Annotated in this window: 21 protein-coding genes and 1 tRNA gene; 13 read left to right on the top strand and 9 right to left on the bottom strand. The window is 70.7% G+C overall.

Translation table 11 applies throughout. From position 1 onward, the window contains the following. Positions 1–121: 121 nt before the first annotated feature. Positions 122–1,831 (top strand): phenylacetic acid degradation protein PaaN, encoded by a 1,710-nt coding sequence (gene paaN, locus OHA55_RS15350; protein WP_266706663.1) that lies wholly within the window; start codon positions 122–124, stop codon positions 1,829–1,831. 62 nt (positions 1,832–1,893) lie between these two features. Here paaN and OHA55_RS15345 read toward each other — a convergent pair whose 3' ends face one another. From OHA55_RS15345 to OHA55_RS15335, 3 genes are read right to left on the bottom strand one after another with little or no spacing between them, the layout of a single operon-like run. Continuing rightward, positions 1,894–2,607 carry a TrmH family RNA methyltransferase gene (locus OHA55_RS15345; RefSeq protein WP_266706662.1) on the bottom strand — a complete coding sequence of 238 codons (714 nt, stop codon included), beginning with the start codon at positions 2,605–2,607 and terminating at the stop codon, positions 1,894–1,896. Beyond that, positions 2,604–3,869 carry an HTTM domain-containing protein gene (locus OHA55_RS15340; RefSeq protein ID WP_266710680.1) on the bottom strand — a complete coding sequence of 422 codons (1,266 nt, stop codon included), beginning with the start codon at positions 3,867–3,869 and terminating at the stop codon, positions 2,604–2,606. The genes OHA55_RS15345 and OHA55_RS15340 overlap by 4 nt, the downstream gene beginning before the upstream one ends. A 50-nt stretch (positions 3,870–3,919) precedes the next feature. Beyond that, positions 3,920–4,822, bottom strand: coding sequence for a DUF5819 family protein (locus tag OHA55_RS15335; protein ID WP_266710678.1), 903 nt, complete (start codon positions 4,820–4,822; stop codon positions 3,920–3,922). A 639-nt stretch (positions 4,823–5,461) separates the two neighbouring features. On the opposite strand from OHA55_RS15335, the gene paaA reads away from it, so the two are divergent. From paaA to OHA55_RS15310, 5 genes are all read left to right on the top strand, one after another. Beyond that, entirely contained in the window at positions 5,462–6,403 is a 942-nt protein-coding gene (gene paaA / locus OHA55_RS15330) for a 1,2-phenylacetyl-CoA epoxidase subunit PaaA (protein WP_323180474.1), read from the top strand. Next, positions 6,400–6,690: a 1,2-phenylacetyl-CoA epoxidase subunit PaaB gene (gene paaB, locus OHA55_RS15325; RefSeq protein ID WP_266706660.1), complete on the top strand. Its 291-nt coding sequence runs from the start codon at positions 6,400–6,402 to the stop codon at positions 6,688–6,690. Before paaA ends, paaB begins: the two co-directional genes overlap by 4 nt. A gap of 80 nt (positions 6,691–6,770) precedes the next feature. Next, complete coding sequence (paaC, locus tag OHA55_RS15320) at positions 6,771–7,472, top strand: 1,2-phenylacetyl-CoA epoxidase subunit PaaC (RefSeq protein WP_266710676.1); 702 nt, start codon at positions 6,771–6,773, stop codon at positions 7,470–7,472. Beyond that, positions 7,466–7,963 (top strand): 1,2-phenylacetyl-CoA epoxidase subunit PaaD, encoded by a 498-nt coding sequence (gene paaD / locus OHA55_RS15315; RefSeq protein WP_266706659.1) that lies wholly within the window; start codon positions 7,466–7,468, stop codon positions 7,961–7,963. The genes paaC and paaD overlap by 7 nt, the downstream gene beginning before the upstream one ends. After that, entirely contained in the window at positions 7,964–9,073 is a 1,110-nt protein-coding gene (locus OHA55_RS15310; protein ID WP_266706658.1) for a 2Fe-2S iron-sulfur cluster-binding protein, read from the top strand. 140 nt (positions 9,074–9,213) lie between these two features. Here the strand turns inward: OHA55_RS15310 and OHA55_RS15305 are convergent, their stop codons facing one another. The 4 genes from OHA55_RS15305 to OHA55_RS15290 all read right to left on the bottom strand — a co-directional run bounded on the left by OHA55_RS15305 (position 9,214) and on the right by OHA55_RS15290 (position 13,656). Next, positions 9,214–9,558: a rhodanese-like domain-containing protein gene (locus OHA55_RS15305; protein WP_266706657.1), complete on the bottom strand. Its 345-nt coding sequence runs from the start codon at positions 9,556–9,558 to the stop codon at positions 9,214–9,216. 46 nt (positions 9,559–9,604) lie between these two features. After that, positions 9,605–10,708 carry a hypothetical protein gene (locus OHA55_RS15300; RefSeq protein WP_266706656.1) on the bottom strand — a complete coding sequence of 368 codons (1,104 nt, stop codon included), beginning with the start codon at positions 10,706–10,708 and terminating at the stop codon, positions 9,605–9,607. Positions 10,709–10,768: 60 nt separating this feature from the next. Further along, complete coding sequence (locus OHA55_RS15295) at positions 10,769–12,310, bottom strand: DUF2252 domain-containing protein (protein WP_266706655.1); 1,542 nt, start codon at positions 12,308–12,310, stop codon at positions 10,769–10,771. Between the two features lie 197 nt (positions 12,311–12,507). Next, positions 12,508–13,656 carry a hypothetical protein gene (locus OHA55_RS15290; protein ID WP_266706654.1) on the bottom strand — a complete coding sequence of 383 codons (1,149 nt, stop codon included), beginning with the start codon at positions 13,654–13,656 and terminating at the stop codon, positions 12,508–12,510. A gap of 137 nt (positions 13,657–13,793) precedes the next feature. On the opposite strand from OHA55_RS15290, the gene OHA55_RS15285 reads away from it, so the two are divergent. After that, on the top strand, positions 13,794–14,288 hold the full coding sequence (locus OHA55_RS15285; RefSeq protein WP_266710673.1) for a MarR family winged helix-turn-helix transcriptional regulator: 495 nt from the start codon (positions 13,794–13,796) through the stop codon (positions 14,286–14,288). A 183-nt stretch (positions 14,289–14,471) separates the two neighbouring features. Here the strand turns inward: OHA55_RS15285 and OHA55_RS15280 are convergent. Next, positions 14,472–14,554: transfer RNA gene (locus OHA55_RS15280), tRNA-Leu, on the bottom strand. A 315-nt stretch (positions 14,555–14,869) separates the two neighbouring features. Between OHA55_RS15280 and OHA55_RS15275 the strand changes: the two genes are divergently transcribed. From OHA55_RS15275 to pknB, 6 genes are all read left to right on the top strand, one after another. Continuing rightward, the gene (locus OHA55_RS15275) at positions 14,870–15,760 is read left to right on the top strand and encodes a DUF3662 and FHA domain-containing protein (RefSeq protein WP_266706653.1); all 891 of its coding nucleotides are present in this window, start codon (positions 14,870–14,872) and stop codon (positions 15,758–15,760) included. Between the two features lie 10 nt (positions 15,761–15,770). Then, entirely contained in the window at positions 15,771–16,286 is a 516-nt protein-coding gene (locus tag OHA55_RS15270; protein WP_266706652.1) for an FHA domain-containing protein, read from the top strand. A 132-nt stretch (positions 16,287–16,418) separates the two neighbouring features. After that, the gene (locus OHA55_RS15265) at positions 16,419–17,903 is read left to right on the top strand and encodes a Stp1/IreP family PP2C-type Ser/Thr phosphatase (protein ID WP_266706651.1); all 1,485 of its coding nucleotides are present in this window, start codon (positions 16,419–16,421) and stop codon (positions 17,901–17,903) included. 23 nt (positions 17,904–17,926) lie between these two features. After that, positions 17,927–19,336, top strand: coding sequence for an FtsW/RodA/SpoVE family cell cycle protein (locus tag OHA55_RS15260; protein ID WP_266706650.1), 1,410 nt, complete (start codon positions 17,927–17,929; stop codon positions 19,334–19,336). Then, positions 19,333–20,787 (top strand): penicillin-binding protein 2, encoded by a 1,455-nt coding sequence (locus OHA55_RS15255; protein ID WP_266706649.1) that lies wholly within the window; start codon positions 19,333–19,335, stop codon positions 20,785–20,787. Before OHA55_RS15260 ends, OHA55_RS15255 begins: the two co-directional genes overlap by 4 nt. Positions 20,788–20,955: 168 nt before the next feature. Continuing rightward, positions 20,956–22,935: a Stk1 family PASTA domain-containing Ser/Thr kinase gene (gene pknB / locus OHA55_RS15250; RefSeq protein ID WP_266706648.1), complete on the top strand. Its 1,980-nt coding sequence runs from the start codon at positions 20,956–20,958 to the stop codon at positions 22,933–22,935. Positions 22,936–23,093: 158 nt separating this feature from the next. Here the strand turns inward: pknB and OHA55_RS15245 are convergent, their stop codons facing one another. After that, positions 23,094–23,834 carry a class E sortase gene (locus OHA55_RS15245; protein WP_266706647.1) on the bottom strand — a complete coding sequence of 247 codons (741 nt, stop codon included), beginning with the start codon at positions 23,832–23,834 and terminating at the stop codon, positions 23,094–23,096. Position 23,835 lies beyond the last annotated feature (1 nt).

The following is a 23,835-nucleotide window of genomic DNA, read 5'->3' as shown; positions in this document are numbered from 1 at the left end:
CCGCGATCCTCCCCCATGAGTTGTCCACAGGTTGTCCGGGGCCCCTTGTCCCGACCGATCGTTCGGTTACTCTAACTCCGTCAGCACCTCCCCGCCCGGCTCGATGAGGAGTTGGTCCGCCATGGCCGCCGCGCTCTCCCTGCAGAAGCTCTCCGAGACCCACCGGCCCACGCTCGACGGGGCCCTCGACGCCATCCGGACCCGCGCCTACTGGTCGCCCCACCCGGAGCACCCCAAGGCGTACGGCGAGGGCGGGGCGCCCGGCAGCCTCGGAGCGGCCGAGGGCAAGGCGGCGTTCGACGCCCTGCTGCACACCCGGTTCGACCTCGGCCAGCCCGGCACGGACGGCTGGACGGGCGCCGAAGTCTCCCCGTACGGCCCCGCGCTGGACATCGAGTACCCGCACGCCGACCCGGACGTCCTGCTGCCCGCGATGCGCGCCGGTACGGCGGCCTGGCGGGACGCGGGACCCGAGGCCCGGGCGCTGGTCTGCCTGGAGATCCTGGCGCGCGTCAACGCCCGCACGCACGAGCTGGCGCAGGCCGTCATGCACACCAGCGGGCAGGCCTACCTGATGGCCTTCCAAGCGGGCGGCCCGCACGCCCAGGACCGCGGCCTGGAAGCGGTGGCGTACGCGTACGAGGAGCAGCTCCGCACCCCCGCCGAGGCCGACTGGTCCAAGCCGCAGGGCAAGCGCGACCCGCTCCGACTGCGGAAGTCGTTCACCGCGGTGGGCCGCGGCGTCTCGCTGCTCATCGGCTGCAACACCTTCCCCACCTGGAACGGCTACCCGGGCCTCTTCGCCTCGCTCGCCACCGGCAACCCGGTCCTCGTCAAGCCGCACCCGCGCGCCGTGCTGCCGCTCGCGCTCACCGTCCGGATCGCGCGCGAGGTGCTCGCCGAGGCCGGATTCGACCCCAACCTCGTCGCACTGACGGCCGAGCGGCCCGGGGAGGGGATCGCCAAGGAGCTGGCGGTGCGCCCGGAGATCCGGATCATCGACTACACCGGCTCCACCGCCTTCGGGGACTGGCTGGAGACCCACGCCCGCCAGGCCCAGGTGTACACCGAGAAGGCCGGCGTCAACACCGTCGTGCTCGACTCCACCGACGACTACGCCGGCATGCTCGCCAACCTCGCGTTCTCGCTCTCCCTCTACAGCGGGCAGATGTGCACGACCCCGCAGAACCTCCTCGTCCCCCGCGACGGCATCAGCACCGACACGGGCCCCAAGACGTACGACGAGGTGGTCACCGACCTCGCGGGGGCGATCGAAGGACTCCTCGGCGACGACGCGCGCGCCACCGCCCTCCTCGGTGCCCTGGTCAACCCCGATGTGCGGGCCCGGCTCGAAGCCGCGCCCGATCTAGGCGAGGTGGCCCTGGCCTCCCGCGAGGTACCGCACCCCGAGTTCCCCGACGCGGTGGTCCGTACCCCGGTCATCGTCAAGGTCCTCGCCAAGGAGCCCGGCCCGGACGGCGGGGACCCCGTCCACCTCTCCGAGTGCTTCGGCCCGGTCGCCTTCGCGGTCTCGGTGGACTCCGTCTCCGACGCGGTGGACCTGCTGCGCCGCACGGTCCGCGAGAAGGGCGCGATGACCGTCGGCGCCTACACGACCTCCCCCGAGGTGGAGCGCGCGATCGAGGAGGTCTGCCTGGAGGAGTCGGCCCAGCTCTCGCTGAACCTGACCGGCGGGGTCTACGTCAACCAGACGGCGGCCTTCTCCGACTTCCACGGCTCGGGCGGCAACCCGGCGGCCAACGCGGCCCTCTGCGACGGCGCCTTCGTCTCGGGGCGCTTCCGCACCATCGAGGTCCGCCGCCAGGCCTGAACCGGTCGGGCCGAAGGCCCGGTCCGGTCAGGCCGAGGGTCCGCTCAGGCCCGGGATTCCGGTCAGGCCGAAGGGTCCGGCACGTCCGCGTACCGCTGCACCCACGCGTGCATGGCGACGGCCGCGGCAGCACCCGCGTTGATCGACCGCGTCGAACCGAACTGCGCGATCGAGCAGACCATCGACGCGTGGGCCCTGGCCTCCTCGGTGAGGCCGGGGCCCTCCTGGCCGAAGAGCAGCACACAGCGCCGGGGCAGCACGGTCCGCTCCAGCGGTACGGCCCCGGGGAGGTTGTCGATCCCGATGATCGGCAGCCCCTCCGCCGCCGCCCAGGCGGTCAGATCGGCGGTGTCGGGGTGGTGGCGCACATGCTGGTAGCGGTCGGTGACCATGGCCCCGCGCCGGTTCCAGCGCCGCCGGCCGACGATGTGGATCTCCTTGGCGAGGAAGGCGTTCGCCGTACGCACGACCGAGCCGATGTTGAAGTCGTGACCCCAGTTCTCGACCGCCACGTGGAAGTCGTGGCGTCGCAGGTCGAGGTCGGCGACGATCGCCTCGCGGGTCCAGTAGCGGTACTCGTCCACGACGTTGCGCCGGTCGCCGGCCGCCAGCAGCTCGGGGTCGTACCGCTCGCCCTCCGGCCAGGGCTCCGGGTGCGGTCCGACGCCGATGCCGTCCCCGAAACCGTCGTCGTACTGCGCCGGTTCCGGGGCGGGATCGGGCCCCTCGGCCACGAAGGGCACGAATTCCTCTGTACTGCCGGTCTCACTGCTCACCCGACGAGCGTATGGCCCCCGTCGCCGGGGTGCCGCGGGGCCTCCCCGCCCGGCCCGCCCGGCCCGCCGGCCCCTTCGCCCGCGGGCTCGCGCGGGCCCGGTACACGCGTCGCGCCCTTGCGGTCGGCCCGGGCGAACCGGGCGAACCGGGCGAACAGCCGATCCCGGCCGAGGCCGACCCGCCCGCCGAACCACACCAGGAAGACCGTGGGCAGGAACACGGCGTCCGCCGAGATCATCGCCATCGAGAAGAAGGGCAGGCCCAGCAGGACCGCGATGCCCGCGTGCTCGCCGATCATCAGCACCAGCAGGACGTTCTTGACCCGCCGGTTGAAGAGCGTGAACGGGAACGCGACCTGCACGATCACCGTCGCGTACGTCACCACCATCACCATCACCGAACTGGCGGCGATCAGGTTGGACGCCGCGGGCCACGGGGTGAAGTAGTCCAGCTTGAGCGGGTAGTACAGCGCGGTGCCGTCCTGCCAGCGCGAACCCTGGATCTTGTACCAGCCGGCGGTGGCGTAGATCAGGCAGACCTCGGCCATGATCACCACGAGGGTGACGTTGTGCACGATGTTGGCCAGCACGTCGAGCAGCACCCGGGGTTCGCCGTCCGGCTCGCGCCGGAGGGCCCACCACGCGGCGGCTCCCACCCACACCACGCCCAGCAGCGTCGGCAGCCACCAGGTCTCGCCCAGACCACCCATCACCACGGCGACCAGCAGCACCGGACCGAGCACCGCCCAGAGCACCGGCCCGACGACGTCCCGGGCAGGGCCCAGGCCCTGGGACCGGCGCGCGGCGTCCCGGCCGGCGCGCCGCGCGTCCAGCGACCAGACCTGGGCGCAGCGGGTCAGCACGAGGTAGATCGCCATCAGATGGACGACGTTGTCACCGCCGTCTCCCATGAAGACGTTGCGGTTCTGGATCGAGAGGACCCCGGCCATGAAGAGCACGGACATCGTCCGGGTGCGCCAGCCGATCAGCGTGCAGAACGCCGACACGAGCGTGAGCCCGTAGACCGCCTCGAACCACACGGAACTGTCCGACCACATCAGGGCGGTGAAGGCCCCGTTGTCGGACATCAGCCGGTGCTCCAGCTCCCAGCTCCACGGGCTGTCCGGCCCGTACAGTTCCTGACGGTGCGGCACCTCCCGCAACAGGAACAGCAGATACGTGGCGGTGAACCCGATCCGTATCACCGCGCTCTGGTACGGGCCGAGGGCGGCGGCGGTGATCCGCTGGAGGGAACGGCCGATCGGGCCCGTGAGCTCGCGGGGGACGGCGGTACCCGGGGTGGGGACGGTGCTCACTGGTCGGCCTCCTCGCCGGAAGCGGCCTCGGCCGCCCCGCTGCCCTCGGGCAGATCGCCGGTGGACACGGTCCACCACCCGAGCTCGCGGTACAGCGGCTGCGTTCTCGCCTTCTCGGCGCTCCACGAGGGTGCCGGGACCTGGCGCGACGAGGAACGCAGCTGGATGCGGTCGACGGTCCCGCCGTGGTCGTGCTTCCCCAGCCGCAACATCACGATGCGCCGCAGGTACGCCTCGGCGAGTTCCCCGCGCGTTCCGGTCGAACGGTTCTTGTCGTCATGGCTGTTGACGTAGAAGTCCCAGGCCCGGCGCAGCTCGTTCTGGTTCGCGTGGCTGGGCAGCGGGTTGTGCCGGATCGCCTCGCTGTCCTCCGCGGTGAGACTCATCCAGCTGGTGGTGCGGCGGTCTCCGTTCGCGTCCACGACCTCCGCCCGGACGTGCACGGAGATGTTCTGCTGAAGCGGATTGGGAGCGAAGAGCTTCCAGTTCTGCTCGAACTCCGGGTAGATCCACTCGTCGACGGCCTCCCCGTACTGCTTGGACAGCGTGTTCGAGGGAGCGACGTGCAGAAAGACCATGGCCAGGTGGGTACAGGCGAGCAGGCCGACGGCGACCGTCACCAGCCCCGCGACTATCCGGTACGGGGTCGACAGCCCGGCTATCCCGGCCCGTGCCGGGCCCGGTGCCGCACCGGCCGGCGCCATGGCTCCGGCACCGGGGCCACCCGGGCCGCCGGCACCCGCACTCTTTCCGCGGCTCCCGGCACGCCCCTCGCCCGGACCCGGTGGGAGCGCCCCCGGAGCGGCGGTGTCGTGGTCGCGTCCCGCGTCGTGTCCTTCGGACGCCGGCGCGGGCTCGTGTCCGTCCGTACCGGTCGGCCACGACCCGGAGGGCGGCACCCAGGGGTCCGCGCCGGAGGATGTCCCGGCGGCCGGGGGTTCGGCTGGGGGTTCGACTGCGGCCTCCTCGCCGGGCTTTCCACCCGTCTGCCCGCCGGAGCTCCCATCGGACCGGCCACCACGCTTCCCGGCGGGCGCGTCCGCGACCGGATCCGGGACGGCCGGTTCCGGGACGACCGGTTCCGGGACGGCCGGTTCCGGGACGACCGGTTCCGGGACGACCGGTTCCGGGCCGGCGGGCTCACCGGGCTGTTCCGCGGCGATCTCCCGCACCGCGTCGGGCGCCCCGTCCGTGCGCGCCCCGTCCCTGGGTGCCCCGTCCGTGCGTGCCTCGTCCGACCCTGCGCTCCCGTCGGCGAACCGACGATCCGAGCGCCCCCCGTGATCCGATTCCATCCCGCCCCGATCGTCGTCGGTCATCCCTCGGCCATCCACAGGGTTGACACCCTACGGTCCACCGGCCGACCATTGAAGCCGATGGACCGAACGATCGGTCGGGACGGAGTCGTCATGGCGACAGTGACCGCGGGCCGGCAGGCACCGGACGGTGCGGACGCCGCCGCAGCGCGGGAGGACGGGCGCACGGCATCGTTCAACGCCACGGTGGCGGCGGACGAGCGGATCGAGCCACGCGACTGGATGCCGGACGCGTACCGGGACTCGCTGGTCCGCCAGATGGCCCAGCACGCGCACTCCGAGATCATCGGCATGCAGCCCGAGGCGAACTGGATCACCCGGGCCCCGTCCTTGCGCCGCAAGGCCATCCTGATGGCCAAGGTGCAGGACGAGGCGGGCCACGGCCTGTACCTCTACAGCGCCGCGGAGACCCTGGGCACCAGCCGGGCCGAGCTGCTCGACAAGCTCCACGCCGGCCGCCAGAGGTACTCCTCGATCTTCAATTACCCGACGCTGACCTGGGCGGACGTCGGCGCGATCGGCTGGCTGGTGGACGGTGCCGCCATCACCAACCAGGTACCGCTGTGCCGCTGCTCGTACGGCCCGTACGCCCGCGCGATGGTCCGTATCTGCAAGGAGGAGTCCTTCCACCAGCGCCAGGGTTACGAACTCCTGCTGACGCTGAGCCGCGGCACACCCGCCCAGCACGCGATGGCGCAGGACGCCGTCGACCGCTGGTGGTGGCCGTCGCTGATGATGTTCGGCCCGCCGGACGACGAATCGGCCCACTCCGCACAGTCGATGGCCTGGAAGATCAAGCGCCACTCCAACGACGAACTCCGGCAGCGGTTCGTGGACATCTGCGTCCCGCAGGCCGAGGCACTCGGCCTCACCCTGCCCGACCCGGATCTCCGGTGGAACGACGCCCGCGGCCGGCACGACTTCGGCCCCATCGACTGGACGGAGTTCCAGGAGGTGCTCCGGGGCAACGGCCCGTGCAACGACCAGCGGCTCGCCCAGCGCCGCCGCGCCCACGAAGAGGGCGCCTGGGTCCGCGACGCCGCGGCCGCGTACGCGACCAAGCACGCGCCGCACCCACCTGGCGAGGACCCGTCCCCGTCCGGCGCGGGCACGGTGGCGGACACCCCCACGACCCCGGCACCCGACACGGAGGCGACGGCATGAGCGGCTCGACCGACTGGCCCCTGTGGGAGGTGTTCGTCCGCTCCCGCCGGGGGCTCTCCCACACCCACGCGGGCAGCCTGCACGCCCCCGACGCCACCATGGCCCTGCGCAACGCACGGGACCTCTACACCCGCCGCGCGGAGGGCGTCTCGATCTGGGTGGTGCCCTCCACCTCGGTCACCGCCTCCTCCCCCGACGAGAAGGACTCCTTCTTCGAGCCGGCCGCCGACAAGCCCTACCGCCACCCGACCTTCTACGAGATCCCGGAAGGGGTGCGGCACCTGTGACCACCACCCCGTACGGCGCGACCCCCGCCGCCGAGGCGCCCGGGACCAACGGCGCCCAGGCCGCCGCGCAGCCCCGGCTCATGGCCGGCGCCCTCGCCCTGGGCGACGACGCGCTGGTGCTGTCGCACCGGCTGGGGGAGTGGGCCGGTCACGCCCCGGTGCTGGAGGAGGAGGTCGCCCTCGCCAACATCGCCCTGGACCTGCTCGGCCAGGCCCGCGTACTCCTCTCGCTCGTCGGCGACGAGGACGCACTCGCCTATCTCCGCGAAGAACGCGCCTTCCGCAACACCCAGCTGGTCGAACAGGAGAACGGCGACTTCGCCCGCACCGTCGCCCGCCAGCTCTACTTCTCCGTCTACCAACGCCTGCTGTACGAACGGCTGGCGGCCGGCCGGAGCGAGTTCCGGGCGCTGGCGGCGAAGGCGGTCAAGGAGGTCGCCTACCACCAGGACCACGCCGAACAGTGGACCCTGCGCCTCGGCGACGGCACCGGGGAGAGCCACCGGCGGATGCGCGAAGGTCTCGACGGGCTCTGGAAGTTCACCGGCGAGCTCCTCCAGCCCGTCGAGGGAGTCGACGTCGACTGGCAGTCCTTGGGCGAGGACTGGCTCGCCACCGTCACGGACGTACTGGAGCGGGCCACCCTCCCGCTGCCCACCGGCCCGAGGAGCGGCGCGTGGACGGCGGGGGCCGGCCGGCAGGGACTGCACACCGAACCCTTCGGACGGATGATCGCCGAGATGCAGCACCTCCACCGCAGCCACCCGGGGGCGTCATGGTGACCACGACCCCGCTGGAGGCGGAGCTGCGCCGGATCGCCGGGGCCGTCGCGGACCCGGAGCTGCCGGTGGTGACCCTGGAGGAGCTCGGCGTCCTGCGCGGGGTGCGGGTGGACGGGCCCGGCCGCGTCACGGTCACCCTCACCCCGACCTACACCGGCTGCCCGGCCGTGGAGACCATGGCCCACGACATCGAAGAGGCGCTCCGGGACCATGGCATGACCCGGGTCTCGGTGGTCACGGCGCTGGCACCCGCCTGGTCCACGGACGACATCAGCGAGGAGGGCCGCCGCAAACTCGCCGCGTCCGGCATCGCGCCCCCGCGCCCCGCGCGGGCTCCGGACGGGGCGGTTTCGCTGGCACTCGCCGTGCGTTGCCCGCACTGTGGCTCGACCCGTACCGAACTGCTCAGCAGGTTCTCCTCCACCGCCTGCAAGGCGCTCCGCAGATGCGTCGACTGCCGTGAACCCTTCGACCACTTCAAGGAGTTGTAGATGTTCCATCCGCTCCGGGTCGGCGCCGTCGAGCGCATCACGGACGACGCGGTGGCCGTGACCTTCGAGGTCCCGGCCGCACTGCGGGAGACCTTCCGCCATGTGCCGGGCCAGCACCTCAACGTGCGCTACGCAGTGGACGGCAAGGAGATCCGGCGCTCCTACTCGCTCTGCTCCGCCGCCGCGGAGCCACCGGACCCGCCCGTCCTGCGGGTCGGCATCCGGCTGGTGGACGGCGGGGCCTTCTCGACGTACGCGCTCAAGGAACTCGCGGTCGGCGACCGGGTGGAGGCGATGGCTCCGACCGGGCGCTTCACGCTGGAGCCCCGGCCGGGGCTGTTCGCGGCGGTGGTCGCGGGGAGCGGCATCACCCCGGTCCTGTCGATCGCGGCGACCCTGCTCGCACGCGAACCCCTGGCCCGGTTCTGCCTGGTGCGCGGCGACCGGACGGTGGCGTCGACGATGTTCCTCGACGAGGTGGCCGACCTCAAGGACCGCTACCCGGACCGCTTCCACCTCGTCACCGCGCTCTCCCGGGAGGAGCAGGCGGCGGGGCTGCCCGCCGGACGGCTCGACCAGGAGCGGCTGACCGCACTGCTGCCCGCCCTGCTCCCGGTGGCGGACGTGGACGGATGGTTCCTCTGCGGGCCGTACGGACTGGTGCGGGGAGCCCGAGCGGCCCTGCGCACCTTGGACGTCGACCGCGGCCGGGTCCACCAGGAGGTCTTCCACGTGGAGGACGCCGCCACGCCCCCAGCGGGAACGACGGCCGCGGGAACGACAGCCCCGGACGCGACGGTCCCCGGGGGTGCGGCCGGAGCGGAGGTCCCCGCGGAGGCCACGCTGACGGCGACCCTGCACGGCCGCTCGGGCAGCTGGCCGGTGGAGAACGGCGACTCACTGCTGGAAACGGTGCTCCGGCGGCGCGCCGACGCGCCGTACGCCTGCAAGGGCGGGGTCTGCGGCACCTGTCGTGCCTTCCTCGTCCGGGGCGAGGTACGGATGGACCGGAACTACGCCCTGGAGCCGGACGAGACCGAGGCGGGTTTCGTCCTGGCCTGCCAGTCGCACCCGCTCACCCCCGAGGTGGCCATCGACTTCGACCGCTGACCGCCGGAATCGGCTGCCGGCCCCTCGGGTTCCCGGAAGCCCCGGCAGCCTTCCCGGCAGTCCGGAAGGCTGCCGGGGCTTCCGGAGCTGAACCGCCCCGGAGGCATGGGAGCCCCGGAGGCATGGGAGCCCCGGAGGTCTCAGAGCACGAAGGGCGCAGCCCCGTTGTCCGCGACCATCGGGCGGCCCGCGCCGTTCCAGGCGAGCATGCCGCCGTCGATGTTCACGGCGTCGATGCCCTGCTGGACGAGGTACTGCGTCACCTGCGCGGAACGCCCCCCGACGCGGCACATCACGTGCACGCGGCGGCCGTCCTCGGCCGCCTCCGTCAGCTCGCCGAAGCGGGCGACGAAGTCGCTCATCGGGATGTGCAGGGCGCTCTCGACGTGACCGGCCGCCCACTCGTCGTTCTCACGGACGTCGAGCACGAAACCGTCCGACGGCACCGCAGCGACGTCCACCGAGGGCAGCGGGGCGAAATTCATGGGTCATGCCTTCTCTCGTACATACGGGACACCGTCTGTCGAAACGCTACTGCACCAGCTCGGCGAGCTCCGCTTCCCGGCGGGACACCTCGCCCAACAGCTGGTCGGCGATGTCCACCAGCAGCTGGTCCGGGTCGTCCGGCGCCATCCGCAGCATCGAGCCGATCGCGCTCTGCTCCAGCTCCTGGGCCAGCACCGTCAGCATTTCCTTGCGCCGGCTGAGCCACTCCAGACGGGCGTAGAGCTCCTCGCTCTCGGTGAGCAGCACCGGCGGCCGCTCCGGATCCACCGCCCACTCCGCGGCGAGCTCCTGCAGCAACGGCACGTCGCCGCGCCCGTACGCCGCGTTGACCCGGGCGATGAACTCGTCCCGCCGCTGCCGGTCGGACTCGTCCCGCGCCAGATCCGGGTGAGCCTTGCGGGCCAGCTCGCGGTAGAGCTTGCGGGCCTCGTCGCTGGGCCGTACCCGCTTCGGCGGCCGGACCGGCTGCTCGGTGAGCATGGCGACGGCCTCGGGGTAGAGCCCTTCCGAGTCCATCCAGCCGTGGAAGAGCTCGTCCACCCCGGGCATCGGCATGACGGCGGCACGCGCCTCCCGCGCCTTGCGGGCATCCTCCGGGTCGCCGGTCCTGGCAGCAGTGGCCTCCGCGATCAGGGCGTCCAGCTCGTCGAGGCGGGCGTACATCGGGCCGAGCTTCTGGTGGTGCAGCCGGGAGAAGTTCTCCACCTCGACCCGGAAGGTCTCCACCGCGATCTCGAACTCGATCAACGCCTGCTCGGCCACCTGCACGGCCCTGGCCAGCCGCGCCTCCGGCCGGGCGGCGGCATCCTCCGTGCCGGGCGCCCCGTCCTCAGGAGAAGGCGCCTCGGAACCGGAAGGCGCCTCGGACTCCGGAGATCCCTCGGAGCCGGGAGGCGCGTCCCCGGAAGGCGGCACCTGCCCGGACGGCGCGTCCCCGGAAGGCGCGCCGGAGCCGGGAGACGCGTCCGCAGCGGGCACGTTCCCCTCCGCGGCGGGTCCGGCACCGTCCAGCGGCCGGTCACCGCCCGCGCTCCCCGGATCCTGCACCTGGTCGGGGTTCTGCTGGTCGGGGCTCTGCCGGTCATCGTCGTTCCGGGTGGTGTCCACCCCGGCGGCTTCGTCGGTCACCCGTCCAGCGTATGGCCCCGGCGAGGGCGGCGAGGACCCGGCGGGGGCGGCGGCCGGCGCTCAGACCCCCAGCTCGGCGGCTATCCGTCCGGACCTGATCGCCTTGAGGAGTTCGGCGTGGTCCGCCTCGGTCCGGTCCGCGTACGTCACCGCGAAGCCGGCCACCGCCTCCTCCAACTCGTCGTTCTTCCCGCAGTACCCGGCGAGGAGACGCGGATCGGCACTGTGCGCGTGGGCCCGCGCCAGCAGGGCACCGGTCATCCGTGCGTAGTCGTCCACCTCGGACGGGGCCAGGGCGGCCGGGTCGACGCTGCCCTTGCGGTTCCTGAACTGCCGTACCTGGTAGGGCCGGCCCTCGACCTCGGCCCAGCCGAGCAGGTGGTCGCTGACGACCTGCATCCGCTTCTGTCCGAGCACCACCCGGCGTCCCTCGTGTTCCACCACGGGTACGTCGAATCCGACGGCGGGCAGATGGGGCGTCAGCGCGGACGGCCGGGCCTCCTTCACCTGGAGCACCAGCGGCTCCTTGCGGTGGTCGAGCAGCAGTACCACGTACGAACGGGTCCCCACGCTGCCGGTCCCCACCACCCGGAACGCCACGTCGTGGATGGTGTGCCGGGCGAGCAGCGGTACCCGGTCCTCCGGGAGGGTCTCCAGATAGCCGCCCAGGCCCGCCGCGACGGCAGCCGCCTCCGCGTCCGGCACCCGGCGCAACACCGGCAGGGCGTCCACGAACCGGCGCCCGCCGTCCTCGGACTCCTCCGTGGAGCGGGCGGCGAACCGGGCGCTCGTGTTCCGTCGGGCCTTCTCCGAGACCCGCTCCAGCGTCCCGAGGAGATCCCGCGCGTCCGCGTGCGAGACGAGCGCCTCGTCGGCGATGGCGTTCCAGGCGTCGAGCGCGGGCAGCCGGGCGAGCAGCCTCATCGTCCGCCGGTACGCGCCCACCGCGTCGTACGCGCCTTTGCGGCAGGTGTCCTCGTCGGCGCCCGCCACCCGGCCGGCGAGCACGAAGGAGGCGGCCAGCCGCTTGAGGTCCCACTCCCAGGGGCCGAAGACCGTTTCGTCGAAGTCGTTGAGGTCGATGACGAGGTTGCCCCGCGCGTCCCCGTACAGACCGAAGTTGGCCGCGTGCGCGTCGCCGCAGAGCTGGGCACCCACACCGGTGACGGGCGTCCCCGTGAGGTCGTGGGCCATGAGCCCCGCCGCTCCGCGCAGGAACGCGAAGGGGGTGGCCGCCATCCGCCCCACCCGTATCGGGGCCAGACCGGGCACCCGGCCCCTGTTCGACTCCTCGACCGCACGGACCGCGTCCGGCCGCCCGGCCGGAAGGACCAGCGAGGCGTGGGAGGCCCGCGGCACCCGCTCGCGCAGGGCCCGGCCCGCCGCCTTGGGCGAGGACTCCTCCGTCCGCCGGGCGAACCCGGCGACCTCCGGAATGCGCGCCCCGGGCGCCCCGGCGACCGGACCCCCTGAAGCCGCTGGAGCCGGAACCTCCGCCACCGGACCGCCCAGGAAGAGGGACACCGGAGCATCCGTCACCGTCGCCCCCGACAGACCCAGTACATCGGTCCCGGCGCCCGCACCCACATCGATTCCCGTCATGGAAAACCGCCTCCCCCGCCCACCAGCGGTCCCGTTCGTCCTCAATGGGCCATGACCGTACCGCTGTTCGCCCCGGACCGTCGGCCCCTGTGGACAACTACCGCTTCCACCTGTGGACAAGTCGCTGAACAGGCCAATGAGCGGGTAAAACCGTGGCGGGGAGAGCACCCGGGCGGCGGGGCCGCGGGGCCGTGGGGTCAGACGCCCACGGTCTCCTCCTCTTCCGTCTCCTCGCGCTCCGCCTCCGTCTCCCCGTATCCGACGGGGCCACCGATCGCGGCGCCGGCCCCCGGCGCACTCGGAGCCGGCGAAGCGATACCGGCCGACGCGGCCACGTCCGCGGCAGCCCGGCGCCGCCGGGCCTCCGCCGCCCCCGCGATGCCCATGATCACGATTCCGGCCACCAGCCAGAACGCCAGCACCAACACGTCGCGTCCGAGACCGTAGCCACCGAAGTAGACGTGACTGCGCACCCCTTCGACGAAGCCCGCACCGTTCCAGAAGGAGTGCAGCGCCCCGAAGAAGCCGGGCTGGACCTCGGGCCGGAAGATGCCGCCGGAGCTGGTGAAGTTGAGCATCACGAACATGACCATCACACCGAGCGTGGTCCACCGCTTGAGGAAGGTGTGCAGCCCGACACCGATCAGCAGGATGCCCGCCGAGTAGAGCCACGCCATCGCCCAGAGCCCGCCGAAGCCGTGGTCGACCAGCCCGAACACCGGTCCCGCGAAGGCCACTCCGATCAAGCTCACCACCAGCGACATACCGGCCACCAGCGCGGCCCGCAGCCGCAGCGGCAGCACCCCGCCCACACCGCCGACGACCGCGACGGAGGCGTACGAACCGATGCTGACGGCGACCAGCAGAAAGAAGATGCCCTGCCCGGTCGGGTCACCGGAGGCCGTGGGGGCGACGTCCGTGACCTTCAGCGGGGCCCCCTGGTCGGCCGCCACCTCGGTGAAGACCTGCTGGACCACCGTGGCCGTGGTGTCCGAGGAGGCCGAGGCCACCATGAGCTCGGGATTCGCGCCCGGGAGGAAGGCTCCGTAGCTGTCCTGGGTCATCAGGTGCTCCGTCGCGGCGGCCCGGTCCGGCACCGTACGCACGTCGAGCGCTCCGTCCCCCTTGTCCTGGAGGGTCTGCGCCAGCACCTGGGCGCTGACGCCCGAGCCCACGACGTCGACGCGGAGGTCGTGCGGCTGCGGCGCGTGGAAGGCGCCCAGATACGCGAGCCCCATGCCGACGCACATCAGCAGGGGAGTCACCAGGTGGGTCAGTACATGCCGCAGAGCTGCGGCATGGACGCCGGCGGAGGCACCTCCGGCGGTAGTCGGTCCTGTGGACATCGGCACGATCCCTCTTTGTTGCGTTTTACAACTTTCACTTAAGTTGTATCGTACAACTTGTTGTGCCCGCGCCGGAGCGAGCACGAAGGCGGCGCGGAAAGACGCGCGGATAGGCGGCCCCCGTGACGGACGACGCCATGACGGACGCCACCGCGGCGCCCACCACCGTGACAAACGACACCGCGACCAACGGCACCGACGGGCGTGAGGAGTACTTCGACGTCATCCAGCGCGAGCTGACCGCCTTCTCGCGGCGGGCCAGGGCCACGGCCGCCCGGCTCCACCCGGAACTGACGCTGGTCTCACAAGCCCTGCTCTCGTACATCCACGAAGAGAACGGCTGCCGGGCCACCGACCTCGCGGCCCACTATCTGCTGGATAAATCGACGGTCAGCCGGCAGATCACCGCCCTGGAGAAGCTCGGGCTGATCGAGCGCCACCCTGACCCCGAGGACCAGCGCATCCAGGTGCTGCACCCCACCGAGGCCGGACTCAAGGCACTGATGTCGACGCAGGCCAGCCGCCGGGCGGCATACCAGGAACGTCTCGCCGACTGGACCACCGAGGATCTCGCCACGTTCGCCCGGTCCTTGCTCCGCTACAACGCCGCGAGCAACTCCGCGGACCAGTAGTGCCGCACACGCACACCGGGCGGCACTGTTTCACGTGAAACAGTGCACAGCGCCCGGCCCGGAGGCCGGGTCGGGCCCGACCCGCCCAGAAAACACGGGCACAACGAAGAACCCCCGCACCGAATTTCTCCGGTGCGGGGGTTCTGTCGAACCAACCCAGCAGCTGTTTCCAGCTACTCGTTGTGCGCGAGGGGGGATTTGAACCCCCACGTCCCTAAGGACACTGGCACCTGAAGCCAGCGCGTCTGCCGTTCCGCCACTCGCGCAAGAGTGGTGTTTCCAGTTCCTCTCGCCGTTTCCGGCGCTTCTCCCTGGCGACAACGGAAGATTAGCACGCTGAACGGGGAGGATTCACATCCGTTGTTTCGGGGACTCCGGAGCGGGAAGCGGGAACGCAGAACCATCTCCCCACTCCCGCTGCGGGCACCTCGTGTGCGGGACACTGTCATGTGGCCACCTCTACGATCCGTGTGAGGGGGGACACTCATCCACCGGGCAGACAAGGGGAACCAGCCGTTTTCCCCGGGCGTGGATACGATCAGTAAGCAGTACAGGGACGATGACACCGGAGGAGGTGCCCCATGGGAGTCATGAAGCGTTTCGAGCAGCGTCTCGAAGGTCTGGTCAACGGCACCTTCGCCAAGGTCTTCAAGTCCGAGGTCCAGCCGGTCGAGATCGCGGGTGCGCTCCAGCGCGAGTGCGACAACAACGCGACGATCTGGAACCGCGAGCGGACGGTCGTCCCCAACGACTTCATCGTCGAGCTGAGCGCTCCGGACTACGAGCGGCTCAGCCCGTACTCCGGACAGCTCGGCGACGAGCTGTCCGGTCTCGTACGGGACTACGCGAAGCAGCAGCGCTACACCTTCATGGGACCGATCAAGGTCCACCTGGAGAAGGCGGAGGACCTGGACACCGGCCTCTACCGCGTACGCAGCCGCACGCTCGCGTCCAGCACCTCGCAGCACGACCCCGCCGCTCCGCAGGGCAGGCCGGACCAGCCCTACGGCGGACGCCCCGACGCCTACGGCGCCCAGCGCCCGGCACAGCAGTCCCCCGGTGGCTACGGCTACCCGCCCGCGGCCGCTCCTCCGATGCCCGCGGCCCCGCCGCCGGGCGGCGGACGGCCGGCAGCGCCCTCGAACGACCGGCGCCGCCCGCCCGCGCCCTCCGGCCCTCTGCCGGAGACGCAGGTCAGGCGCTGGGTCGAGATCAACGGCACACGCCATCAGATCTCCCGCCCGACGCTGGTGCTGGGACGCAGCACCGAAGCCGACGTGCGGATCGACGACCCCGGCGTATCGCGCCGGCACTGTGAGATCCGGACCGGAACGCCCTCGACGATCCAGGATCTCGGGTCCACCAACGGCATCGTGGTGGACGGGCAGCACACCACCCGCGCTACGCTCCGCGACGGCTCGCGGATCGTCGTGGGCAGTACCACCATCGTTTACCGGCAAGCCGAAGGGTGAAGCGGGGGCAATGTCAGAGCTGACCCTGACGGTCATGCGGCTAGGTTTCCTGGCTGTTCTGTGGCTGTTCGTGATCGTGGCCGTACAGGTCATCCGCAGCGATCTGTTCGGAACGCGCGTCACCCAGCGCGGCTCACGCCGCACGGGTACCGAAACGCGTCCGCAGCAGGCCCGCCAACAGGCGGCAGCACCACCGCAACAACGCCAGCAGCCGGCGCGCCAGCGCCGCGGCGCACCGACCAAGCTGGTCGTCTCCGAAGGCTCCCTCACGGGCACCACGGTCGCGCTCCAGGGCCAGACCATCACGCTGGGCCGTGCCCACGATTCAACAATCGTGCTGGACGACGACTACGCGTCCAGTCGGCATGCCAGGATCTACCCCGACCGGGACGGCCAGTGGATCGTCGAGGATCTCGGGTCCACCAACGGCACGTATCTCGACCGGACCCGTCTCACCACCCCGACGCCTGTTCCGCTGGGTGCGCCGATCCGTATCGGCAAGACCGTCATCGAGCTGCGGAAGTAGTACGACAATGAGCGAGCGGAGCGAGCGAGCCTCGGCGGTCCTGACCAAGGACGCGGCCGGGCTCCCGACCGGAGGGTGGGCAGTGTGGCTCGACAAGACCGGCTGTACCCCGAACCGACGGGCGAGGTGCGCATGAGTCTTTCCTTGCGTTTCGCCGCCGGATCGCACAAGGGCATGATCCGGGAGGGGAACGAGGACTCCGGCTACGCCGGCCCCCGCCTCCTCGCGATCGCCGACGGCATGGGCGGCCAGGCCGCCGGTGAGGTCGCCAGCTCCGAGGTGATTTCCACGCTCGTCCAGCTCGACGACGACGTGCCCGGCTCGGACATCCTCACCTCGCTCGGCACCGCCGTGCAGCGTGCCAACGACCAGCTCCGCGTCATGGTCGAGGAGGACCCCCAGCTGGAGGGCATGGGCACCACGCTCACCGCCCTGCTCTGGACGGGCCAGCGCCTCGGCCTGGTACACGTCGGCGACTCCCGTGCGTACCTGCTGCGCGACGGACTCCTGACCCAGATCACCCAGGACCACACCTGGGTGCAGCGGCTGGTGGACGAGGGCCGGATCACCGAGGAGGAGGCCACCACCCACCCGCAGCGCTCCCTGCTGATGCGGGCCCTGGGCAGTGGCGACCACGTCGAACCCGATCTCTCCATCCGCGAGGTCCGGGCAGGCGACCGCTACCTCATCTGCTCCGACGGCCTCTCCGGCGTCGTCTCGCACCAGACGATGGAAGAGACGCTCGCCAGCTACCAGGGCCCCCAGGAGACCATCCAGGAGCTCATCCAGCTCGCCCTGCGCGGCGGCGGACCGGACAACATCACCTGCATCGTCGCCGACGTCCTGGACGCCGACAGCAACGACACCCTGGCCGGCCACCTCAACGACACCCCGGTGATCGTCGGCGCGGTCGCGGAGAACCAGACGCAGCTCAGCGACGGCGGGGCCATGCAGACCCCCGCCGGACGCGCGGCCGGCCTCGGACGTCCCGTCCCGCCCCCCGCCGGAGGCTTCGGCCCCCCCGGCAGCGGCTCGGACTCCGGTTACGGCGACGGCCCGCACGGCTCCTTCGACTCGTACACCGAGGACGACTTCGTCAAGCCGGGCGGGCGCAGGTGGCTCAAGCGGTCTCTGTACGTGGTGCTCGCCCTGGCGATCGTCGGCGGCGGTCTGTACGGCGGCTACCGCTGGACGCAGACGCAGTTCTACGTGGGTGCGAAGGACGACAACGTCGCCCTGTTCCGCGGCATCAGCCAGGACCTCGGCTGGGTCTCGCTCTCGAAGGTCGAGAAGGACCACCCGGAGATCGAACTCAAGTACCTTCCTCCGTACCAGCGCAAGCGGGTCGAGGAGACGATCGCCGAGGGCAACCTCGCCGACGCCCGGAAGAAGGTCGACCAGCTGTCGCTCCAGGCCAGCGCCTGCAAGAAGGACGCTCAGCGACGAGCGGCCGAGGAGCAGGCCGCCGAGGCAGCCGCTTCTGCCGACAAGACCTCCACGACGGCCTCCGACAAGGAGACCGCCACGGAGACGAAGCCGACCGCAGCGACCCCCACTCCCGGCCCCAGCCTCTCGGAGGAAGAGCAGAAGCTGGTCCCGCAGTGCGGTAAGCAGTAAGGCCGTAGGGGGCCCACAGCACCATGAGCGTTGTCACCAACACGACCACCATCGGCGCGATCGACGCACCGAGCCGCCGCAACACCGAACTGATGATGATGGTCTTCGCCATCGCCATCTCGGTGTTCGCGTACGCCAACGTCGGTCTCGCCATCGACGGCAAGCTGCCGTCCGGCATGCTCGGCTACGGCGCCGGGCTCGTCCTGCTCGGTGGCGTGGCCCACCTCGCGGTGCGCAAGTTCGCGCCGTACGCCGACCCGCTGCTGCTGCCGCTGGCCACCCTGCTCAACGGCCTGGGGCTGGTGCTGATCTGGCGCCTCGACCAGTCGCAGCGGCTGATCCAGCGCGCGGAGATCTACTACGGCGGCTACAGCCCGGACGCGCCCAAACAGCTGCTGTACTCGGCTATCGGTGTCGCCTTCTTCGTCGCCGTGCTGATGATCCTCAAGGACCACCGCGTCCTCCAGCGCTACACCTACATCTCCATGGTCGTGGCGCTGGTCCTGCTGATCCTGCCGATCTTCTTCCCCGAGGTGAACGGCGCGAAGATCTGGATCAGCCTGGGCCCCTTCTCCATCCAGCCGGGAGAGTTCGCGAAGATCTTCATCGCGATCTTCTTCTCCGGCTACCTCATGGTGAAGCGGGATGCGCTGGCCCTGGCGAGCCGCCGCTTCATGGGGATGTACCTGCCCCGCGGCCGTGACCTCGGACCGATCCTGATGATCTGGGTGCTGTCGATCCTGATCCTCATCTTCGAGACCGACCTCGGTACGTCCCTGCTCTTCTTCGGCCTCTTCATCGTGATGCTGTACGTGGCGACGGAGCGGACCAGCTGGATCGTCTTCGGTCTGCTGATGTCCGCGGCGGGCGCGGTCGGTGTCGCCTCCTTCGAGCCGCACGTGCAGCAGCGCGTCAACGCCTGGATGGACCCCTTCGCCAAAGCGACGATGGACCACAGCGACCAGATCGCCCAGTCCCTGATGTCGTTCGGCTCCGGCGGCACCCTCGGCACCGGCCTCGGCCAGGGCCACTCGGACCTGATCCTGTTCGCCGCCAACGCCGACTTCATCCTGTCCACCGTCGGCGAGGAGCTGGGCCTGGCCGGAATGATGGCGGTCCTGCTGGTCTACGGCCTGATCATCGAGCGCGGCATCCGTACGGCACTCGCGGCCCGCGACCCGTTCGGCAAGCTCCTCGCGATCGGCCTCTCCGCCGCCTTCGCCATCCAGATCTTCGTCGTCGCCGGCGGTGTGATGGGCCTGATCCCGCTCAGCGGTATGACGATGCCGTTCCTGGCGTACGGCGGTTCGTCCGTGCTCGCCAACTGGGCGCTGATCGCCGTCCTCATCCGGATCAGCGACACCGCGCGCCGCCCGGCGCCCGCCCCCGCCCCTTCGCCCGACGCCGAGATGACTCAGGTGGTCCGTCCGTGAACAAGCCCCTGCGCCGGATCGCGATCTTCTGCGGGATCCTCATCCTGGCCCTGCTGGTCCGTACGAACTACCTCCAGTACGTGCGCGCCGACGAGCTGAACTCGCGCGACGAGAACCGTCGCGTCCGGATCGAGCGGTACGCCCACGAGCGCGGCGACATCATCGTCGACGGCAAGGCCATCACCGGCTCCGTGGAGACCGACGGCAGCGACTTCAAGTACAAGCGGGTCTGGAAGGACGGGCCCATGTGGGCCCCCGTCACCGGGTACTCCTCGCAGGCGTTCGACTCGACGCAGCTGGAGAACCTGGAGGACGGCATCCTCACGGGCAACGACGACCAGCTCTTCTTCAACCGCACCCTGTCGATGTTCACGGGTGACGAGAAGAAGGGCGGCAACGTCGTTACCACCCTCAACAGCGCCGCGCAGAAGGCCGCCTTCAAGGGGCTCGGCAACCAGAAGGGCGCGGCCGTCGCGCTCGACCCGCAGACCGGCGCCATCCTGGCCCTGGCGAGCACCCCGTCCTACGATCCGTCGGTCTTCGCCGGCAACTCCGAGAAGGACGCGGCCGCCCGCGCGAAGCTCCTCGCGGACAAGGACCAGCCCATGCTCAACCGGGCGCTGCGCGAGACCTACCCGCCCGGCTCGACGTTCAAGATCGTCACGGCCGCCGCCGCCTTGGAGAACGGCCTCTACGACGACATCGACGACCCGACCAGGTCGCCGCTCCCCTGGATCCTTCCGCAGACCTCGCGCCCGCTCAACAACGAGGGCAACATCCCCTGCAAGAACGCCTCGCTCCGGGAAGCGCTGCGCTGGTCCTGCAACAGCGTCTTCGGCAAGATCAGTGCCGACCTCGGCAACAAGAAGATGATCGAGGAAGCCAACAAGTTCGGCTTCAACAACGAGATCTTCACCCCGGTCCGCGCCGACAAGAGCGTCTTCCCCGAGGACAACCCGTCGCAGAACGCGATGGCGGGCATCGGCCAGGCGTCCAACCGTGCCACTCCGCTCCAGATGGCCATGGTGGCTTCGGCCATCGCCAACGACGGCAAGCTCATGCAGCCGTACATGGTCGCCGCGCGCGAGGCGCCGAACACGGACACCATCTACACGGCCGAGCCGAAGGAGATGAGCCGGCCCCTCTCGGCGGAGAACGCCCAGAAGATCCAGCAGATGATGGAGACCGTCGTCGAGAAGGGCACGGGAACCGCCGCCCAGATCGACGGCGTCACCGTCGGTGGCAAGACCGGTACCGCCGAGAACGGTCTGAACAACAGCAAGAAGCCGTACGCCTGGTTCATCTCGTACGCGAAGACCGACAAGGGCTCCCCGGTCGCCGTCGCGGTCGTGGTCGCGGACAGCTCGGCCAACCGCGAGAACATCTCCGGTGGCAGTCTGGCCGCCCCGGTCGCGACCGCCATCATGAAGGCGATTCTCGACGGCAAGTAGCGGGGCCCGACGCCTGACGGTCATACCGGACATCGGGATACCGGTCGGATATCGGCTGACGGGTGCGGGCCGAACGGGTCGCGCGTGCCCGGTAGCGTATGCGCGGACAGCGCACCGCCGGACCACACACGGGTGCGGTCGGGACTGACGGAGAGGGCTGGAACAGTGATGGAAGAGCCGCGTCGCCTCGGCGGCCGGTACGAGCTGGGCTCGGTGCTCGGCCGTGGTGGCATGGCCGAGGTCTACCTCGCGCACGACACCCGGCTCGGCCGCACCGTAGCCGTGAAGACGCTCCGGGCCGATCTGGCCCGCGATCCGTCCTTCCAGGCCCGGTTCCGCCGTGAGGCCCAGTCTGCCGCCTCGCTCAACCACCCCGCGATCGTCGCCGTCTACGACACCGGCGAGGACTACGTGGACGGGGTCTCGATCCCGTACATCGTGATGGAGTACGTCGACGGCTCGACGCTCCGGGAACTCCTGCACTCCGGCCGCAGACTGCTGCCCGAGCGCACCCTGGAGATGACGGTCGGGATCCTCCAGGCGCTGGAGTACTCGCACCGCGCCCAGATCGTGCACCGCGACATCAAGCCGGCCAACGTCATGCTGACGCGCACCGGCCAGGTCAAGGTCATGGACTTCGGCATCGCCCGTGCGATGGGTGACTCCGGCATGACGATGACGCAGACCGCCGCGGTCATCGGCACCGCCCAGTACCTCTCCCCGGAGCAGGCCAAGGGCGAGCAGGTCGACGCCCGCTCCGACCTGTACTCCACGGGCTGCCTGCTGTACGAGCTGCTCGCGGTCCGGCCGCCCTTCATCGGGGACTCGCCGGTCGCGGTGGCCTATCAGCACGTCCGCGAGGAACCGCAGCCGCCGAGCAACTTCGACCCCGAGATCACGCCCGAGATGGACGCGATCGTTCTGAAGGCGCTCACCAAGGACCCCGACTACCGCTACCAGTCCGCCGACGAGATGCGCGCCGACATCGAGGCCTGCCTCGACGGCCGCCCGGTCGCCGCGGCGGCCGCCATGGGCGCGGCCGGGTACGGAAGCTACGGCGGTTACGACGGCGGCTACGGCGGCGGCGACCAGCCCACCACCGCCCTGCGCGCCGCGGACGGCGGCGGCGGTCCGCAGACGTCGATGATGCCGCCGCTCAACCCGGACGACGGCGGCTACGGCTACGACGACCGCCCCGGCCGTCGGCGCCAGCAGAAGAAGAACAACACCTCGACGATCCTCCTCGTCGTGGCGGGCGTGCTCGTGCTGATCGGTGCCATCCTGATCGGCCGCGCCGTCTTCAGCGACAAGGAACAAGCCACCACGACCCCGGTGCCGAACATGGTCGGATCGACGGTCGAGGAGGCCCAACGGCTCGCGGACAACTCCGAGCTGGTCCTCAAGGTCGGCGACGAGAAGCCGTGCGAGGACCAGGAGAAGGGCAAGGTCTGCGACCAGGACCCCGCCGGCGGTGAACTGAAGAAGCACGAGACCGTCACCGTCCACGTCTCCTCCGGGGCACCCAAGATCGAGGTCCCGGACGTCACGGAGAAGTCCAAGGACAGCGCCACCAAGCAACTGGAGGACAAGGGCTTCTCCGTCAAGGTGGAGAGCGAGGAGTCGGACGCGACCCCGGGCACGGTCACCAAGCAGAGCCCCGAGGGCGGTGCCCAGGCCGAGAAGGAGTCCGAGGTGACGATCACCGTCGCCACGGAGAAGCTCATCTCCATGCCGGACGTCTCGACCTCGGGCCGTACGTTCGAACAGGCACAGGCCCAGTTGGTCGGCGTGGGCTTCTCCAACATCTCGCGGACCGATGTGGACGCGACGGAGCCCGCGGGCACCGTGGTCGGCCAGACCCCGGATGCCGGCAGCGACCAGGCCAAGGACGTCCAGATCGTGCTGAAGGTCTCCAAGGGACCGGCGCAGCCCGAGAAGGTGGCCGTTCCGGAAGTGCGGGGCCAGACCCTGGGCACGGTCAAGAACCTGCTCGCCCAGGCCGGACTGACGCTGGGGAGCGTCGACGGTCCGGCCGACGACAACATCCCGGTCACGAACTCCGATCCGGCCCCCGGCACCCAGGTCGACAAGGGCAGCGCGGTCAACGTGCGGACGATGGGCGGCGGCGGGAACGGCCTCTTCGGCTGATCCCGCCCCACCGCGCGTCCCTCGCGCACCGCACGGAATGGGCCCGGACCACCTCACAGTGGTCCGGGCCCATTCATGTGTTCTACGGGTGATAAGCCGGAATGACTTTTACCGGTCGTGCCCACGACGCCCGCAGTGCGGACGCGGCGGGGGCGCGGTCAGCGCAGTTCGGCCGGGGGCGTGCGGTCGCTGTCGACCTTCTCCGTACGCTCCAGCTCGCCCCAGACGATGTAGCGGTACTTCGAGGTGTAGACCGGCGTGCAGGTGGTCAGGGTGATGTAGTGGCCGGGCTTGGTCACCCCGGCCTCCTTCGGCACCTGCTGGAGCACGTCCACGTTGTACTTCGTGGTCTCCGGGAGCGTCTTGAAGACCTTGTAGACGTACCAGGTGTCCTGGGTCTCGAAGACGATCGCGTCGCCCTTGCGCAGCTTGTCGATGTTGTGGAACTTCGCCCCGTGACCGTCCCGGTGGGCGGCGAGCGTGAAGTTCCCCGGGTCCTCCGACGGCAGCGCCGCCGGGAGGGGATCGGTGTAGTAGCCGGCGACGCCGTCGTTGAGGACCGAGGTCGCGGTGCCCTTCCTGACCAGCACCTCGCCGTTCTTCATGGCGGGCACGTGCAGGAATCCGATGCCTCCCTCGGTGTTCAGCGCGCCCGGTCCGCCGTCCGCCTTCCAGCCGTCGCGGACGGCGTGGCTCTGCTTGTCGGCCTCGTGGTCGGCGACCACGTTGGTCCACCACAGGGAGTAGACGACGAAGAGACCGAGCACCAGCCCCGCGGTGATGAGGAGTTCACCGAAGACGCTGACGGCCGCCGCGACCCGGTGACGCCTGACCGGCTCCGTCCCGGGAGAGGGTGCGGGTCCGTCGGCCCGCGTCTCGTACTCGGTCCTCGTCGCCACC

The organism is Streptomyces sp. NBC_00102 (assembly GCF_026343115.1).
Taxonomy (GTDB): domain Bacteria; phylum Actinomycetota; class Actinomycetes; order Streptomycetales; family Streptomycetaceae; genus Streptomyces.
Note: the sequence above shows the minus strand (reverse complement) of the source record. Positions and strands in the feature narration are given on the sequence as shown.